7 protein-coding genes and 1 pseudogene are annotated in these 15,674 nt (G+C 71.6%); all 8 read left to right on the top strand.

What is annotated here, in order from left to right:
* Positions 1-1,235 precede the first annotated feature (1,235 nt).
* Positions 1,236-1,883: pseudogene (locus ACZ6SQ_RS00040) on the top strand (hypothetical protein); the annotation flags it as partial.
* A gap of 343 nt (positions 1,884-2,226) precedes the next feature.
* Positions 2,227-3,237, top strand: coding sequence for a quinone oxidoreductase family protein (locus tag ACZ6SQ_RS00035; protein WP_469554732.1), 1,011 nt, complete (start codon positions 2,227-2,229; stop codon positions 3,235-3,237).
* A gap of 156 nt (positions 3,238-3,393) precedes the next feature.
* Positions 3,394-3,810 carry a trypco2 family protein gene (locus tag ACZ6SQ_RS00030; protein ID WP_469554729.1) on the top strand — a complete coding sequence of 139 codons (417 nt, stop codon included), beginning with the start codon at positions 3,394-3,396 and terminating at the stop codon, positions 3,808-3,810.
* Between the two features lie 21 nt (positions 3,811-3,831).
* A complete protein-coding gene (locus tag ACZ6SQ_RS00025) occupies positions 3,832-6,513 on the top strand; it encodes a tetratricopeptide repeat protein (RefSeq protein WP_469554726.1) in 2,682 nt (893 codons plus the stop codon).
* 207 nt (positions 6,514-6,720) lie between these two features.
* Positions 6,721-7,752 carry a hypothetical protein gene (locus ACZ6SQ_RS00020; protein ID WP_469554723.1) on the top strand — a complete coding sequence of 344 codons (1,032 nt, stop codon included), beginning with the start codon at positions 6,721-6,723 and terminating at the stop codon, positions 7,750-7,752.
* A gap of 914 nt (positions 7,753-8,666) precedes the next feature.
* Complete coding sequence (locus ACZ6SQ_RS00015; RefSeq protein WP_469554720.1) at positions 8,667-10,100, top strand: lipase/acyltransferase domain-containing protein; 1,434 nt, start codon at positions 8,667-8,669, stop codon at positions 10,098-10,100.
* The gene (locus tag ACZ6SQ_RS00010; RefSeq protein ID WP_469554717.1) at positions 10,097-12,031 is read left to right on the top strand and encodes an ATP-binding protein; all 1,935 of its coding nucleotides are present in this window, start codon (positions 10,097-10,099) and stop codon (positions 12,029-12,031) included. The genes ACZ6SQ_RS00015 and ACZ6SQ_RS00010 overlap by 4 nt, the downstream gene beginning before the upstream one ends.
* An 18-nt stretch (positions 12,032-12,049) precedes the next feature.
* Complete coding sequence (locus ACZ6SQ_RS00005; RefSeq protein ID WP_469554715.1) at positions 12,050-15,538, top strand: serine/threonine-protein kinase; 3,489 nt, start codon at positions 12,050-12,052, stop codon at positions 15,536-15,538.
* Positions 15,539-15,674 lie beyond the last annotated feature (136 nt).

The following is a 15,674-nucleotide window of genomic DNA, read 5'->3' as shown; positions in this document are numbered from 1 at the left end:
GTCCGGGCCACGGTGATGGTGCGGTGCCGGTCGGCCGGATGGGCGCCCAGGGCGGCGCAGGCCCGTGCGGGCACCATCCTGGCCTCCTCTCCGCACAGGCGGCCCGAACACCCGGGGGACAGAGTCAGCGCGGCCGGGTCGTCACGCCGGTGCGCAGTCGCTGGCAGGGTGTGCGCAACGGGAGGACGAGTGCGCAGAGTCTGCGCAGAGGATTGCACACACCGACGACACAGGCCGACGACACAGGTCGACTGGGCAGGGTCGTCGATTGGCTGCGCAGTCGCGTGACGCAGGTTTCCGCCGTTGCTGCGCAGTCGGGTCTGCGCAGTCCGTGAGAGCCCGTGGCCGGGCCATGGTGAGGGCACCGGTCAGACCATGGTCAGGCAGTGGTCTGACCAAGGGTCGGCGCAGGCCGGTGCGTGCCGGGCCGTCCCTGCGGCTCCGCCCGCTGTCCGAGCACTGCCTGGGCTGCGCATCGATGCGCAGTCGGGTTGCGCGAGCGGCTACGCGACCCAGGGGGCCGATTGCGCAGAGTCGTGGGCCGACTGCGCAGCCGCCGTGCGCAATCCCGCCGGTCCTGCGCAGTCGAGTGGTGCAGCCTGTCGCAGGGCACGGCCGACCCGTGGACAGGCCGGCCACGACCTGACGATGAGCCGGCCGTGGGCCGGTGCAGGCCCGACGAAAGCGGCGGACGCGGTGGCACGGCGACCGGGCGGCTCAGCTCGGTCGTGATGCGGATCCGCCGGGTGAGGAGTCCGGCTGCTGTGACACGGCGGCCTTCAGTTGCCCGCCGGGGCGGAGACCGGGCTCGGACGGTCAGCGCGGCGCCCGGCCCAAGGAGGCAGTACGGGCTGCCCGGCTTGACCCGCCGTCCGCTGCGGGCCGGGGACGCGCTCCCGCAGGGGCTTGCGGCCGGTGCGCGCATCGAGGAAGCCGCACGGCCTGTCGAAGGCTGTGGTCGGGTCACGGTGGGGCCATGGTGAGGGCGTGGTGAGGCTCACCATGGCCTGACCACGGTCCGGCCATGGTCTGACCATGACCTGACCATGGGTTTCGTGTCCTCATCGTGACTGTGGTGAGGGGTCCATGGTGAGGCTGGTGGTCAGGGGTGCACGCTGTGCTGGGGTCATGGAGAAGACTCCGGCCCACGCACTCCGCATTCAAGTCCGCCTCAGAGAAGAGGTGTTGTCTCGCCGCTCCGGTCGCCTCGGCCTGTCCGCATCGGGGGCACGGTCGTGAGCGGTACGGGTGCGGGGGTGCGGCGTGCGGTGATGGCGGCGGATCAGTTCACGCAGATAGCGAATGGTCTCTTCCGCGACAGCCGGCTGTCCTACCGGGCGAAGGGCGTGTTCGGGTGCATCAGCACGCACGCCACCGGCTGGCATGTGACGGTCGCCGATCTCGTGCGGGCGGGGCCCGACGGGCGGGACGCCGTACGTGCCGCGCTCGCCGAACTCGAGCTGCATGGCTACCTGGTGCGGGAGCAGCTGCGGCACGGTGACGGGACGCTCGGCGAGATCGTCTACTCGATCACCGACCGGCCCGCCGGGACCGCCGACCCTCCCGCCCAGGCCGACATTCCGGTGTTCGTGCCCGCGCCCGAGGGTGGGGTGCGGCCCGGTTTCGGGGCGGGGATCCGGCGTGGGGTGATGGCCGGGGACCGGTTCACGCGGATCGCGAACGGCCTGTTCCGCGACGGGCGGCTGTCGTTCAAGGCGAAGGGTCTGTTCGGGCTGATCAGCACGCACCGGGACGGCTGGCGGGTGAGCGTCACGGACCTGACCCGGCGCAGTCCGGACGGCGCGGCAGCTGTGCGCAGCGGGCTGTCCGAGCTGCAGGAACACGGCTTCCTGCAGCGTGAACGCGAGCGCCGTCAACCCGATCCGGCGGGAGTCCATGACCCGGGCGAGCGGAAGGTGGCTGAGCTGGTCCAGGACGAGCCGGAGGTCCGCGATCCGGGTGTCCACCATCGTGCGGAAGGTTGCCGGGTCCGGGGGTCCGAACAAGACGGTCGTCCGCAGCCCGTTTGTGGTGGGTGGCCGGACGGCGGTGCGGGAGCGGCGGGTGGTGCATTCGTCGACCCGTGACGGCCTCGGTCTCCTGTCCCAGACCCGGGTGCACAGCAGGCGTCTCAGCTCTCGGCGGGGGCGGAGGGCTGGTCTGCTTGCCGGGAATCGGATCGCCATCAACGGGGTTGGTGGGGGATGAGCCGTTATTGGAGGGGTCATGCGAGCGATTCAGGTATACGAAGTGGGCGGTCCCGAGGTGCTGCAGGAGGCCGAGGTGGACCAGCCGCGGCCGGGTCCGGGCGAGGCGGTCGTGGAGGTCGCCGCATCCGGGGTCAACTTCCTCGACGTCTACCACCGCGAGGGCCGGTACAGCCTCCCGCTGCCCTTCACCCCGGGCGCTGAGGGCGCCGGTACGGTCGTCGAAGTTGGACCCGGCGTCGCTGACGTCGCAGTGGGGGACCGGGTCGGTTGGGTGGAGATTCCCGGCACGTATGCCGAGCGGGCCGTCGTGGACTCTTCCCGGCTGGTGCCGCTGCCCGACGATATCGGCTTCGAGACAGCCGCCGCCGTGCTCCTCCAAGGCATGACCGCGCACTATCTAGTCAAGGACGCCTACCCGGTTCAGGGGGGCGACACGGTGCTCGTGCATGCGGCTGCTGGTGGCATGGGGCTGCTTTTGACCCAGCTCATCACCCATCTCGGCGGCAGGGTTATCGGCACGACGTCGACCACGGCGAAGGCCGAGCTGGCGAAGCGTGCCGGGGCCGCTGAGGTGATCCTTTCTTCCGCAGTCGACGATCTCGCAGCCGAGGTGAGGCGGCTCAACGGCGGTCAGGGACTGCCGGTTGTCTTCGATGGCGTCGGCGCGCACACCTTCGATGCGAGCCTCGCCAGCCTGCGGACCCGCGGCCATCTCGTGCTCTTCGGCGCGGCAAGTGGTGCCGTGCCGCCATTTGATCCGATTCGGCTCGCCCACGGCGGTTCGCTGACCCTGATCCGGCCCAGCCTCGGGGACTTCATCGCCGATCGGTCCGAACTGCTCCGACGGGCCGCCGATGTGTTCGAGTGGGTGCGTTCCAAGGCGCTTGAGGTCACCGTAACGGGCCGCTACGCATTGTCCGAGGCCGCCCGGGCCCACAGCGATCTGGAGGCTCGGCGTACCACCGGCAAGCTGCTCGTCGTACCCGATGCGGCCGCTATTGGACGCCGCGAGGAGACGCAGAGCTGATCGCGGGTATCAGGTATCGGCGAGTGCCTGGTTCAGCCTGACGGGGCGTGCGGATTGAACACCAGCACCAGCAGTGTGGGCTGGTGCCAGGCGGTCTACCACGGCATGTGGTGAACCGCGGGCTTTCCGGGGATTCTCGCGTGACCCGCGGTCCGCGTGGGAATAATCGTCCCGCACGGCGGGAGGCCTCTCTTCCTCCCGCGGCCCGCATCCGTCGTGGCGACCGTGCGGGTGCCGTGCCGATGCGGAACACGGATACGGGGGATCACAGTGGGGAACCTTGGGCTTGCCGAGACCATCGCCGCCTTGCGGGAGGAACTGGCCGCAGCTGTCGCAGCCGGCTCGGACTCGGACATCCGCTTCGGTGTCGGCGAGGTGCAGTTGGAGCTGAGCGTCGGGATCACACACCAGGCTACGGGCACGGGCCGCGCCAAGTTCTGGGTGCTGGAACTCGGCGGCGACGGCCAGTACCGCAGGGAGGAGATCCAGCGGGTCCTGGTCACGCTGGAGGCGCCGACCGACCGTACGGGACGGCGGGTGCGCGTCACGCGCGACTCCGTCGCCAAGCCCTGACCGGACACTTGGACGACCGCGGTGACCGCCCCCATCGAGCGCGTGGTGGAAGTCCTCCGCAGACGCCGGACGGGCCCGTGGAGCGTGGGCTCCGGGTGCCTTGTCGGCGGCCGACTGATCCTCACTGCCGCGCACAACGTCCTCACCGACGGCTCCGTGGACGACGTGATCAGCGTACGGCGCGGGGACCGGTTCGAACTGGCGGCTGAGGTCCTCGCCGCGGACCCCGCACGGGACCTCGCAGTCCTGCGGGTCGCCGACCACCCCTCCCTCACGGACCTGCCCGCCGTCCGGTACGCCCGGATCGACCGCGCACGGACGGCGTTGGTCGAGTGCTGGGCCTTGGGTTACCCCGGCTGGAACGAGCACCCGCAGTCCGGCACCGACGTGCCCCTGCGCGACAGCTCCCAGATCAACGGAGTCATCCCACCGGGCTCCCATCTGCGGCGCGGCCTGTTGGAGTTCCGGACCCAGTCGGCGCCCGAAGGGACACCCGGCGGGAACGGATCACAGTGGCGCGGTATGTCCGGGGCGGTCGTGTTCAGTGACGACCCCCAGCTGGGCGCGCTGGCCGTGGGCGTCGTCAGCGAGCACCACCTCCCCGAAGGGGCGTCCACCCTGACCGTGGTACCGCTGACGGGACTGATGGAGCTGGGGCGAGGGCAACGGTGGTGGTGGGACCTGCGGGCGGACAACTGGGTCGTGCTGCCGCGCATCCCGGCCCGCGCCCTGCCGCGCACCACTCGGCATATGAACCTGGACAGGGCCCGCGCCAACTTCACCGACCGCGAGCGGGCCATCGTGAGGGCGACCGGCCTGCTCGTCGACCAGCTCGAGGACAGCGCCCCGGTGGTGGTCCTCCACGGCATGGCGGGCGTCGGCAAGACCGAACTCGCCACCCAGATCGCCCACCGTCTGGCGCCCACCTTCTGGCACGCCCGCATCCGCATCGACCTCGGCGGCGAGGGCTTCGACGTGTCGACCGAGGCGGCCATGATCGAGCTCCTTCAGGCGTTCGGGCTGTCCGGTGACAGCCTTCCCCCCGACGCGCGGGCGCGGCGGCAGCGGCTCCAGGACCATCTGCGGGCCGGTCCGAGCCTCCTCGTCCTCGACAACGTGGCTGACGCGGCCCGCGTCGTCCCCCTGCTGCCTGCGGCACCGGGCAGCGCCGCGATCCTCACCAGCCGCTCGGCCCTGCCCTCCGTCCAGGGCGCGGACCGGGTGCAGGTCGAACCGCTGCCCGACACAGAGGCGATGCGGCTCTTCGAACGCATCATCGGCGCCGAGCGCGTCGCCCGCGAGCGCGACGCCGCGGACACCATCGTTACCCTCCTGGGAGGGCTGCCTCTGGCCATCTGCATCACGGGAGGCAATCTCGTCGCCCCCTCCCAGCGCAGACGACCACTGAGCGAGCACGCCGAACTGCTCGCCGACGAACGGCGGCGCATCTCGCACCTGGAGGGCCAACTGGACGGGGAGGACATCGGAGTACGCAGCAGCTTCGAGGTCAGCTACCGGGCACTGCGCGAGGACACCCGCCGGCTGTTCCGGTACCTCGGCCTGCTCGCCGGAGCCGACTTCGTGCCCGCACTGGCCGCGCGCTGCGCCGACATCGGGGAGGAGACGGCCGCACGCCTCCTCGGTGAGCTCGCCGACCGGCAGCTGGTGGAGGTCGACGGTTCCACCGGTGAGCGCTACCGGCTGCACGACTTGATGCGCCTGTACGCCGGGGAGCACGCCGAGCGCACCGAACCGGAGGCCGAACGGCACCAGGCCTTCCGGCGCTCCGCGAACTGGTACGCGGCCCGGCTGGACACCTGGATGAACCGCCCGGGCGCCCACGAGAACCTGCCCGCCCAGGCGATCGACTGGTTCGCGGAGGAACACCTCAACGTCCAGGCCAATATCCGCCGCGCGTACGAGAGGCATGAGTGGGAGCTGCTGCTGCGTCTGGTGGAGCCGCTGTACGGGCTCCTCTTCTACCGCAGCCAGTGGGAGGAGATGGAGGCCGTCAAGACCATGGCGGTCGAGGCAGCCCGGTCCCGCCACGACGAGTCCGCCGAGCTGGGGTCGCTTATCCATCTCGCCGAGGCACGGCGCATCCTGGGGCGCCGCGATGAGACGACCGGGCTGTACGAGCGCGCGCTGGAGATCGCACGCGCGCGGGGCGACGAGGACAAGGAGGGCTGGATCCTGACCCACTTCGGCGACCTCCAGTGCGACCTGCAGCGCCCCGGCGACGCACTACGCCGGTATACCGAAGCCCGAGCCGTCTACCGGCAGCGTGGCGACAAGGGCGCCGAAATCTGGCTCTCCGCCCATGTGGCCGACGCCTACCGCCAGCTGGACCGGCCGGAGGAGGCGGCACGCGTGCTGACGGACGCCCTGGAAGCGAGCCGGCTCCGGGGCGACCCCGCCGAGATCGTCTGGTGCCAGTGGCATCTGGCTCTGGCGTACGACCAGATGGGCCGGTACGCCGAGGCCGAGGAGACCCTCGCGCCGGCCACCGAGTTCCACCGGCAACGCGGCGATCAGGCAGGTCTGGCATCGATGCTGACGATCCAGGGAGACATCCACATTCACGCCAGTCGGCCTGACCTCGCCCGGGGGGCGTACGGCGAGGCGCTGGAGCTGGTCCGCTCCCTCGACATCCCGCGGCGGGTGGCAGAACTCGAGGCCGCCCTGGAGCGAGCCTCTGGCTGAGGAGGCCCGGCACTTGGGGACCTCCGCGGACTGTTCCGGAGGTCCCCAAGTGCATACGGCTACAGAATCCGGTTCAGCCCAGCGTGTTTCGGATTTTTGGTGGTTCGCGGCGTGCCGGGACGTGGGCCTGGATGTCCGGCAGTCGCCGGGCGGAGGCGGCCGGGCAGGGCATGATCGAGTCTCGGGGATTCGATGGTGGGGTGTGGTGTGGGGGATTGGCGGGCCGATCCGACGTTCGCGATGTGCCGGGCGCTGGTGGACGGAGCGGAGCTCGCCTCGTTCGCGGGAGGCGCGTTCGATGTGCGGGCAGTGGTGGCCGGCATCCTGTCCCGGGCCCACAGCGGGTTGCTCCCCGACGCCGTCCCGTGGGGGAGCTTCCCCCACGGGGACGATGTCCGGGAGGCCGTCCACCTGCTGCATACGGGCGACAAGCGCGCTCACCACGCGGCGGACGTGCTGGGGGGCCTGTGCGCCAACGACAACCGGGCCGCCGCAGCCCTCGCCGTCCCGTTCCTGATCCCCATCGCCGCCGATGCCCGCCACCCACACCGTGCCGCCGCCCTCACCGTACTCTCCAGCCCGGCCCGCGCCCGTCACTTCGGCGTCGCCTCCCGCGACGAACTCCTTCTCCACCGCACCGATCCTGGGCGCCACGCCCCCGACGACTACGACGACTACGGCGTCGAGGTGAGCGGCTACCCGGCTGGCTGGTCGGTGGCCGCCGCCCGAGCCGCGATCACCGCCGCAACACCCGTCCTCCTGCCCCTTCTCGACGACGGCGACCCCACCATCCGCATCAACGCCTCCTACGCTCTGGCCACCGCCGCCGACCCCGGCCACACGGTCCGAACGGCCCTCGCCGCCAGGTTCGCCGCGGAGCACGACGCCACAGTCCGTGCCGCCCTGCTCCTCGCCGCCGCGGAGACCACCCGGACCCACCCACACCCGCCGACCGTCCGGTGGTTCAGTGAGCGGTGGCAAGACCGGACAGAGGCCCCCGAAGCCCGCCTGGCCGCAGCGATCGGGTGGCTCTGCCTCACGGACGAACCCGCGCCCGAGACCCTCCACCAGATGATCGACACCCTCGCCACAGACGAACGTGCACACGCCCTGGACGCCCTGCCGTGGATGAACGCCGCCGCCGGATCGGGCGAGCCGGGACTCCGGCGCTGTATTCGCTGCATCCTCCATCCCGAAGAGCCCGAACCGTGGGACGAGCTTTGGGGCTTTTCGCCCTGAGCGACCGGCTTCCACGCCGTGTGGACCAAAGTTGTCCACTGGGGCCAGGTAGCGGGCACGCTGCTCGGTCACTTTTCGCGAGACCTCCCAGCAGAACCATCAAGCACAGGACCTGTCGGGCAGAGTCCTGGAGGAGTCCGGCTTTACCGTCCACCCGCGTTCCATCGAGCGTGCGCTCTCGCGTCGGCGCGAGGCGGAGACCAGCACGGATGAAGAGCCCATAACCCGTGCCGCCCCGGGCGGTGACGCGGCAGCCGGCGTCGCCGAGTACGAACGGCTGCGGGAGAGCGCAGGCCGTGGCGGACGCCGGATGGGACTGGGGGTCCTCGTCGCCCGCGGCATGGTCGCGTACTTGACGGCGGCCGCCGCGCTGGGCCCTCAGCGGCGCGGCGAAGCCGACGGCGAACTTGTCGGTGATGCCCAGCGCCCACTGGTTGATCGTGTTGAAGGTGGCCGGGGCGATCACGGCCGACGGCCGCACTGCCCAGCAGGTAGAGAACTCGGGTCGCCGTCATGGGCGCACTCCACCCCGACGCGCCCCTTACCGCAACTGAACTTGTTGGGATGGTGATGTGGGCAGTCCTGGCGGTCGCCGGCAACGGCCTTGGGCGAAATGCGCCGTGAGTGTTCGAGCCCCGCGGGCACCCGGTCGGCGGCACGGGGCTTTGGACGTGACGCGTGAAACCTCTCGTCACCACGACGGGCACGGAGGTCCCCCATCTTCACTCCCCACCATCTGGCGTACTCCCTGTGCAGTACGCGGCAGGCGCATTCGCCGTTCGGGACACCTCGCCACACGTTCTTGGACAGAATGTGACGGGCCGGCCGACACCACCGCGAGGGCATGACCGTGGAGGGCCGACCGTCGGCGCGTGAACGGCCGGCGCACCGCGCGCATGCCGAAGGGGGCACGGATGGCGCAACAGCGGCTGCGGGACCTCGTGATCCTGCTGCCGGGGATCACCGGCAGCGTGCTGCGAAAGGACGGCCGCGACATCTGGGCGCCGTCTGCGGGCGTGGCATGGCGGGCGCTGACCACGCTCGGCGGTTCCCTGGACGACCTGCGGCTAGACGGTCTGGACCCCGGGGGCGTGGTCGCCGACCGGCTGCTGCCGGACGCACATCTCGTGCCGGGCCTGGTCAAGGTGGACGGCTACACCGCCACCGCGCGGATGGTGCACGACAGCTTCGATGTCGTACCCGGCACCGTCCACGACGCCAGGCCGGCGAACTTCATCGAGTTCCCCTACGACTGGCGGCTGGACAACCGCGTCACCGCCCGGCGGCTGGGCGCTCTCGTGGCCGGCCGTCTGGCCCTGTGGCGCGAGTACAGCGGCAATCCGCAGGCGAAGGTGATCCTGCTGGCCCACAGCATGGGCGGCCTGGTGGCCCGGCACTGGCTGGAGGTCCTGGAAGGCTGGCGCGACTGCCGGGCCCTGATCACCTTCGGGACGCCGTATCGCGGCTCGCTGAACGCGCTGGACTTCCTGGCGAACGGCTACAAGAAGGCTTTGCTGGACCTGAGCGAGGTGGTGCGCTCGTTCCCGTCGATGCACCAACTCCTGCCCATCTACCGGGCGTTGCGTATCGGAGACTCCTACGCCAGGGTCGCCGAGACCCCCGGCATGCCCGGCGTCGATTCCCAGCTGGCGGCCGACGCACTCGCGTTCCACCGGGAGATCGAAGCCGCCGTGAACCGGCACCGCCGCGACGAGGAGTACCTGCGCGACGGCTACGCGCTGGTGCCGATCGTGGGCACCCGACAGCCCACCCGGCAGTCCGCGACGCTGATCGATGGCAGGGTGACCGTGGGCACCGAGGCGCCGGACTGGTTCGACCCCGTACTCGCCGAGGGGGACGGAACCGTGCCACGCGCCTCCGCGGTCCCGATCGAGCTGTCCGACGCCTACCGAGAGACCTTCGTCGCCGAGCGGCACGCCTCGCTGCAGAGCAATCCGGTCATCCTCGACGACGTGCGGCAACGCCTCGCGCAGATGCAGACCGAGGGACTGCGGGAGATCCGCGGCCCGTTGCCGAGTCCGGCCGCCGCCGAGCGGCCCGCCATCTCGCTGGACCTCGACGACCTCTATCCGGTGGGCGAACCGGTCACCGTGCGGGCCCTGCTCGTCAACACACTGCCCGGAGCTTCGTTGCGCGCGCTGGTCGAGCCCGTGGGCACGACGGCCGCGCCCGGACCGCGTACGGTGCAGTTCATCGAGAAGGACGGCGGCTTCACGCTGTCGCTGGACGGCCTGCCGCCGGGCGCGTATCGGATCGGTGTGCGCACCGCGACGGCAGGCCCCTCAGCCCCCTCGGCGGTGCATGACCTGTTCGAGGTCGCGGGATGACCAGTACCGCCACGCCGGACTCCTGGCCCCCGTGGTCGCGCTTCGACGACCGCGGTCTCGCCCGCTATGTCACCCCACGGGCGAGCCGTTGGCTGTCGCTGACCACCAGCAGGTTCGACCTGGCTGACACCCCTGAGCGGCGCCGGGTCCTGGCCCGGCACATCTACGACGCCTGCGCCGCCGGCGGCATCCGCTACGCGCACGAGGCCTACCATCCCGCCCAGGCATTGCAGCCGGTCCGGACCCCCGCGGAGCTGCTAGACGCTCCACGGGAGGGCACCTGCCTGGACCTCGCGACGCTCTACTGCGGGCTGTGCCTGGCCTTCGAACTGCTCCCGGTCCTCGTCGTGATCGAGGGTCACGCGCTTGCCGCCGTCTCGCTCACCGCCGATGTGCGCGACTGGAACGGCTACCGGCCGGGGCGCGAGCTGTTCGGCGCCGGGCCTCTCACCGACGCCGGGCCACTGCGCGAACTGGTGGACGAGGACGCGTTCCTCGCCGTGGAGTGCACCGGCTTCGCCCACAGTACGACGCTGCCCGACACCGTCCCCGAAGGCACCGGACGCACGGCCGACGGCCTCCTCGCCTTCGACCGTGCCGTGGCGGCCGGGCGCGAACAGCTCGACACGGCCGCCCGACCCTTCCGGTTCGCCCTGGACGTCGCCGTGGCCCACTACGGCTGGCGGATCGAGCCGCAACCGCTCGCCCCGCAGCCCGGTGCCATCGACACCAGCGTCTTCCGCCTGCTCGCCGCCGCACCGGCACCGCTCGCGCAGGACCTGCGCGTCCTCGACTTCGAACGAATCGTGCGGGACCGTACCCGGAACTTCGTGGGCCGTGACTTCGTCTTCGCTGCCATCGACCGCCATCTCACGGACCCCGACTTCCCCTCCGGCTACCTCCTCCTCAGGGGCGAACCGGGCATCGGCAAGACCGCGCTGCTCAGCCATCTGGTGGACACTCGCGGGTACGTCCACCACTTCAACATCGGGCTGGAGGGGATCCGTTCCACCGGGGCGTTCCTCGCCAATGTCTGCGCCCAGCTGGTGATCCGCTACCGGCTCGACCACCCGGTGCTGCCGCCCGAGGCCACCTTCGACAGCGCGTTCCTCGGCCGGCTGCTGGCCGAGGCTGCGGACAGGTCCGGCGGGGAGCCCGTCGTGGTCCTCGTCGACGCACTGGACGAGGCGGAGGGGGACCCGGGATCGGCCACGAACCGGCTGTGCCTGCCGTCGGTGCTGCCGCCCGGAGTCTTCTTCGTCCTGACGTCCCGTGAGGAACTGGACTACCGGCTGAGCGTCAGCCGCCGCGAGGACATCCATCTGCGCGACGACGACCCGCGCAACCTCGCCGACGTCGCAGGCTACATCCGCGCCCGCCTTGGCGCCCACCCGGAGATGGCGCCGCGCGTGGCGGGGTGGGGGGTCGGCGAGGACGAGTTCGTCACGGTCATCACCGAGCGCAGCCAGGGCAATTTCATGTACGTCGTCCATGTGCTCAAGGACATCCGGGCCGGTCGGCTCTCACCGGAGTCCCTGGACGACATCCACAGTCTCCCACTGGGCCTGCGGGACTATTACGAGCGGCACTGGCGCGCCATGCGCGACAACCACGGCCACGACCGCTTCGAGCGGATCTACGAACCGGTGCTGCGGATCCTTGCCACGGTCAGGGAACCGGTCACCCTCGCCGAGGTCGAAAGCTGGTCCGGGGTCGCACCGCCGCGGGTCCGCGAAGTGGTCAGAGAGTGGCGCCAGTTCCTCAACGAGACCCCGGTCAGGGGCGGGCGACCCCGCTACCGCGTCTACCACGCCAGCTTCCAGGACTTCCTCGCCGAGGAGGGGATGGGACTGCAGCCCTTCCACGACCGGATCGCCCAGGCGGGGCTGGACATGATCAACGGGCTGGGCGGCTGCCCGGCACGGTCGTAGGCCGTGGACCACTCCCGGATGGCTGCCGCGCCCGAGGACACCGCGGACGCCCCCGGCAGCGTCGGCACCGGGCCGCTGGCCCGGCTGAGCAGCTATCACCTGCGCCATCTCACCGCACACCTGATCGCCGCCGATCGAGCGGAGGATCTGCACCGCCTGCTTGCCCACGGCACGCCCTCCGGTCACAACGCGTGGTTCGAGGCCAAATCGACCGTTGGTGAAACGGGCGCGTACGTGGGGGACCTCACGGCGGCCTGGGCGCTGGCGGGACGGCGCGTCCCCGGGCGTCCGGCGGGCGACATGGGCCGGCAGCTCCGCTACGCGCTGATGACCGCCTCGGTGCGCAGCCGCTGGCAGCGTGTACCGCCGGAACTCCTCGCCGCCGCCGTCACCGCCGGGCTGATCCCGGGTCTCGAGGCGGTGGCCGTGGTGGGCCAGCTCCCCGACCAGGAGGGGCGCGTCGCCGCCCTGGGAGTCCTCGCGCGGACCGTGCCCGATGTCGCGCTGCCCGCTCTCCTCGACGCGGCGCTCGCGCTCACCCCGTACCCGCGCGACGCAGCACTGGCGGCACTTGCGCCCCTTCTGCCGCCGGCGTTGGCCCGTACGGCGCTGAACGCCATCGTGGGCACCGAGGAGTTCTCCTGGATGGCCGGGGCGCGGACCGCGATGATCGTGCGGCTGGCCGAACTCGGCGAGCAGGCCGAGGCGGTACGGCTGGTCATCGCCGAGCACGAGCCGGACACGCGCGCCCGGCTGGCCGCCAACGTAGCACCGCGCCTCGACGAGTCCCGGCTGTACGAGCTGTTCTCCGACGCGGACCTGCTGGACCGCGCGGTGGACAGCAGCCAGGGCACGGTCGCCGGGCACCTGCCCGAGCCGCTGCTGCTCGACTGGCTGAACGGGCCGGCAGACGCACCGCTTTCCGAGGGCCGGGCACGTACGCTCGCCTGCGCCTACCCGCTGCTGTCTCCGGCCGCCCGGCCCGTCCTCGACCCTCTCGCCCTGTGCGAGGCCCTGCCCGATCCGGTGGAGAAGCTCGCCACCCTCACCCGGCTGGTCCCCGAGCTTCCCGAGAGTGACCGTACCGGGGCCCTTCGGCTCGCCGTGCACCTGGCCGGGGAACTGCCGCTGTCCCTTCCCGACGGCTTCGGCATCTCCGAGGACCGTCCGCGTACCCAGGCGTACATCGCGCTCGCCCCGCTGCTGGCGGAGAACGGGGCGGTCGCCGAGGCGCTGCGGCTGGCCCGCCTCGCATTCGACGACGAGATGACACGGGAGACCGTCAGCAGTATCAGGGGGGAGTGGTACGGGGCGGTGCTTGCGCGCACCGGCGACTGGCTGCCGCGCGCCCACAGGCGCCTCGTGCTCGACCGGATGGTGCGCGACATCACCGCCACCGAGGACCCGTGGCTGCGGGCTCACCGCCTCGTCCCCGTCTTGCCCTGGCTCCCGGTGAAGCTGCGCGCAAAGGCCGTCGCCGCCGCCCGCGAGGCCATCGAGGAGATCGACGGCGCCGACTCACGCACCGAACTCCTGCTGGCGCTTGCCCGACACCTCCCTCCGGAGCAGCGGTTCGACGTCGTCACGGCGGCTCTAGCCGCCTCTCCCCGCATCACGCTGAGACCGGGAACGGACGCGAACGGCGCACCACTGCCCGTCCCTGCCGTCCCCGGCCCCCAGGGCCGCCCCGCGCTGATCCAGCAGCTCGCGGATCTTCTTCCCGCTACCGACCGCGCCCGGTTCGCCGAGGCCGCCGCGCGGGCCGCCCGGTCGCTGAAGGGTCGTGGCGAGCGAGCGGCGGCCCTGTTCGCGGTCACGCGTTCGGCGGAGGGCGAGCGCGCCCAGCAGCAGCTCATCGAGGCGTTCCGGCTGCACAGCAAGGAGCGGGCACCGAACGCGGCCCCTGTCGAGATCCACACGGCACAACTGGCGGTGCTCTCGACGAAGGGGATGCGTACGGCGTTGTCGTACTACCAGGTGATCGGCGACTGGAAGGCGGTGACGGGGCATCTGGCAGCGCTGCTCCCCCGACTGGACGGACCGTACGCGGACGAGGTCGAGGACGCCGTCGCCCGGCTTTCGCCCGGCGCCCGAGACGTCGCCGCGCCCCGGGGGGCCGAACGTCTGGCGAAGGCGGGCGAGTTCGGCGCCGCGCTGGACCTGCTGCGGCGCACCCGGGCCGGGGGCAGCGCGACCCCGGATCCGAGAACCGTCGCCAGGCTGCTGACACTGGCCTTCCGCACGGGTGAGCCCGGTGCTCTCCTTGAGCAGGCCGGGTCTCTGCCGGAGGAGCAGCGGGCCCAGGCGCTCATCGAGGCAGCCCGGCACGGCCCGCTCGACGTGGGCGAAGCCCTCCGCCGCGCCGCACGGACAGTGCCCGACGTCCACCACCGCGGGCAGGTCTTGGTGGGGCTGGCGCGGCGGCTGGCCTCCGCCGGACGCACGGACGAGGCCGCGGCCTTCGCCGGCGAGGCATGGCGCATCGCGCTCGACCACGCCGCGACGGACGACGGGAGCCTGCCCGGCATCGACCATAGGTGGCTGGGCGCCGTGGCTCTCGACGTGCTCATGCCGCTGCGCGCCCCCGACGAACGGGAACCACTGGTCCGGGCCACCCTGGCCGGCCTCCGTTCGCTCAGCGATCTGCGCGAGATGGCTGTGACCGACATCGCACCCCACCTGACCCCCGGATTGGAGAAACCCGCGCTCGCCCTGCTTCGCCGCAAGGACCGCCCGGAACGAGCCATCGTGCTCGCGGCCCTAGCCGCCTCGGCCGGACCTTCCGCAGGGCGGACGGCGTTCGAGCGTGCGCTGCGCGAACTCGCAGGCGTCCGGATCCCGTTCGTCCGGGCAAAGACCATCGCCACGATCGCCGGCCTGACGCCCGAGCCCTGGCTGAGCCGCCTCATGGATCATGCCGCGAGGCTGGACAGCGAGGACGCTCGGGCTGTGGCCACGGGAGGTTTCGCCCGGCGGCTCGCGGCCCTCGGCCGCCCCAGCGAAGCACTCGCCCTCGTGGAGCGGATGTCCGGCGAGAGATACGGCTACGACGAGGGCAGTCACCGGGAGACTGCCGTCACCGGGCTGCCGCAGGTGCTGGTGCGCTACGGCCACGTGGAGCACGCCGTCGCGGCCCTGGCCCACGTGCCCGAGTCCAACGGCTGGAACGAGACCCCACGCGCCGACGCCCTCATCGCCGTCCTCCCGGAGCTCACGCGGGCGGACCCGGCCGCGGCATATCGCGCGGTGGCGGCGCTGGACCGGCGGTATCACCAGCGGAAGTTCGTGACGGCCATGGCAGCTTTCGCGGACGCGGCCGCCGGGGCACCGCAGTGTGTGCTCGCACCACTGTGGGAGGCGGCGCTGCGGGACGCAGCCAGGTACTCGCGGCGCGACGCTGCGGACATCCTGACCGCACTGGTCCCGGTCACGGCCGCGCTGGGCGCGACGGAGGCGATCGAGGCCCAGGCCGAGACTCTGCTGACGGTTCAGCGCTGGTGGCCGTAGCCGGACCGCCAGCCGCCACCTTCAGCTGGTGACGGCGAGGACTAGGCGCTGTTTCCTGGATCATGTGCGGAGCCAGATGATGAGGGCTGCGAGGGTGACGGTGCCGAGGTAGGCGTATGCCCGTTTCTCGTAGCGT

The organism is Streptomyces sp. NPDC048600 (assembly GCF_055587025.1).
The sequence above is the reverse complement of the archived record's forward strand: the minus strand, read 5'-3'. Positions and strand labels throughout refer to the sequence as shown.

Bases quoted from the DNA above. Each gene is read 5' to 3' on its own strand.
- ACZ6SQ_RS00035 (WP_469554732.1), top strand. From the start codon at position 2,227: ATGCGAGCGATTCAGGTATACGAAGTGGGCGGTCCCGAGGTGCTGCAG.
- ACZ6SQ_RS00015 (WP_469554720.1), top strand. From the start codon at position 8,667: ATGGCGCAACAGCGGCTGCGGGACCTCGTGATCCTGCTGCCGGGGATC.
- ACZ6SQ_RS00010 (WP_469554717.1), top strand. From the start codon at position 10,097: ATGACCAGTACCGCCACGCCGGACTCCTGGCCCCCGTGGTCGCGCTTC.
- ACZ6SQ_RS00005 (WP_469554715.1), top strand. From the start codon at position 12,050: ATGGCTGCCGCGCCCGAGGACACCGCGGACGCCCCCGGCAGCGTCGGC.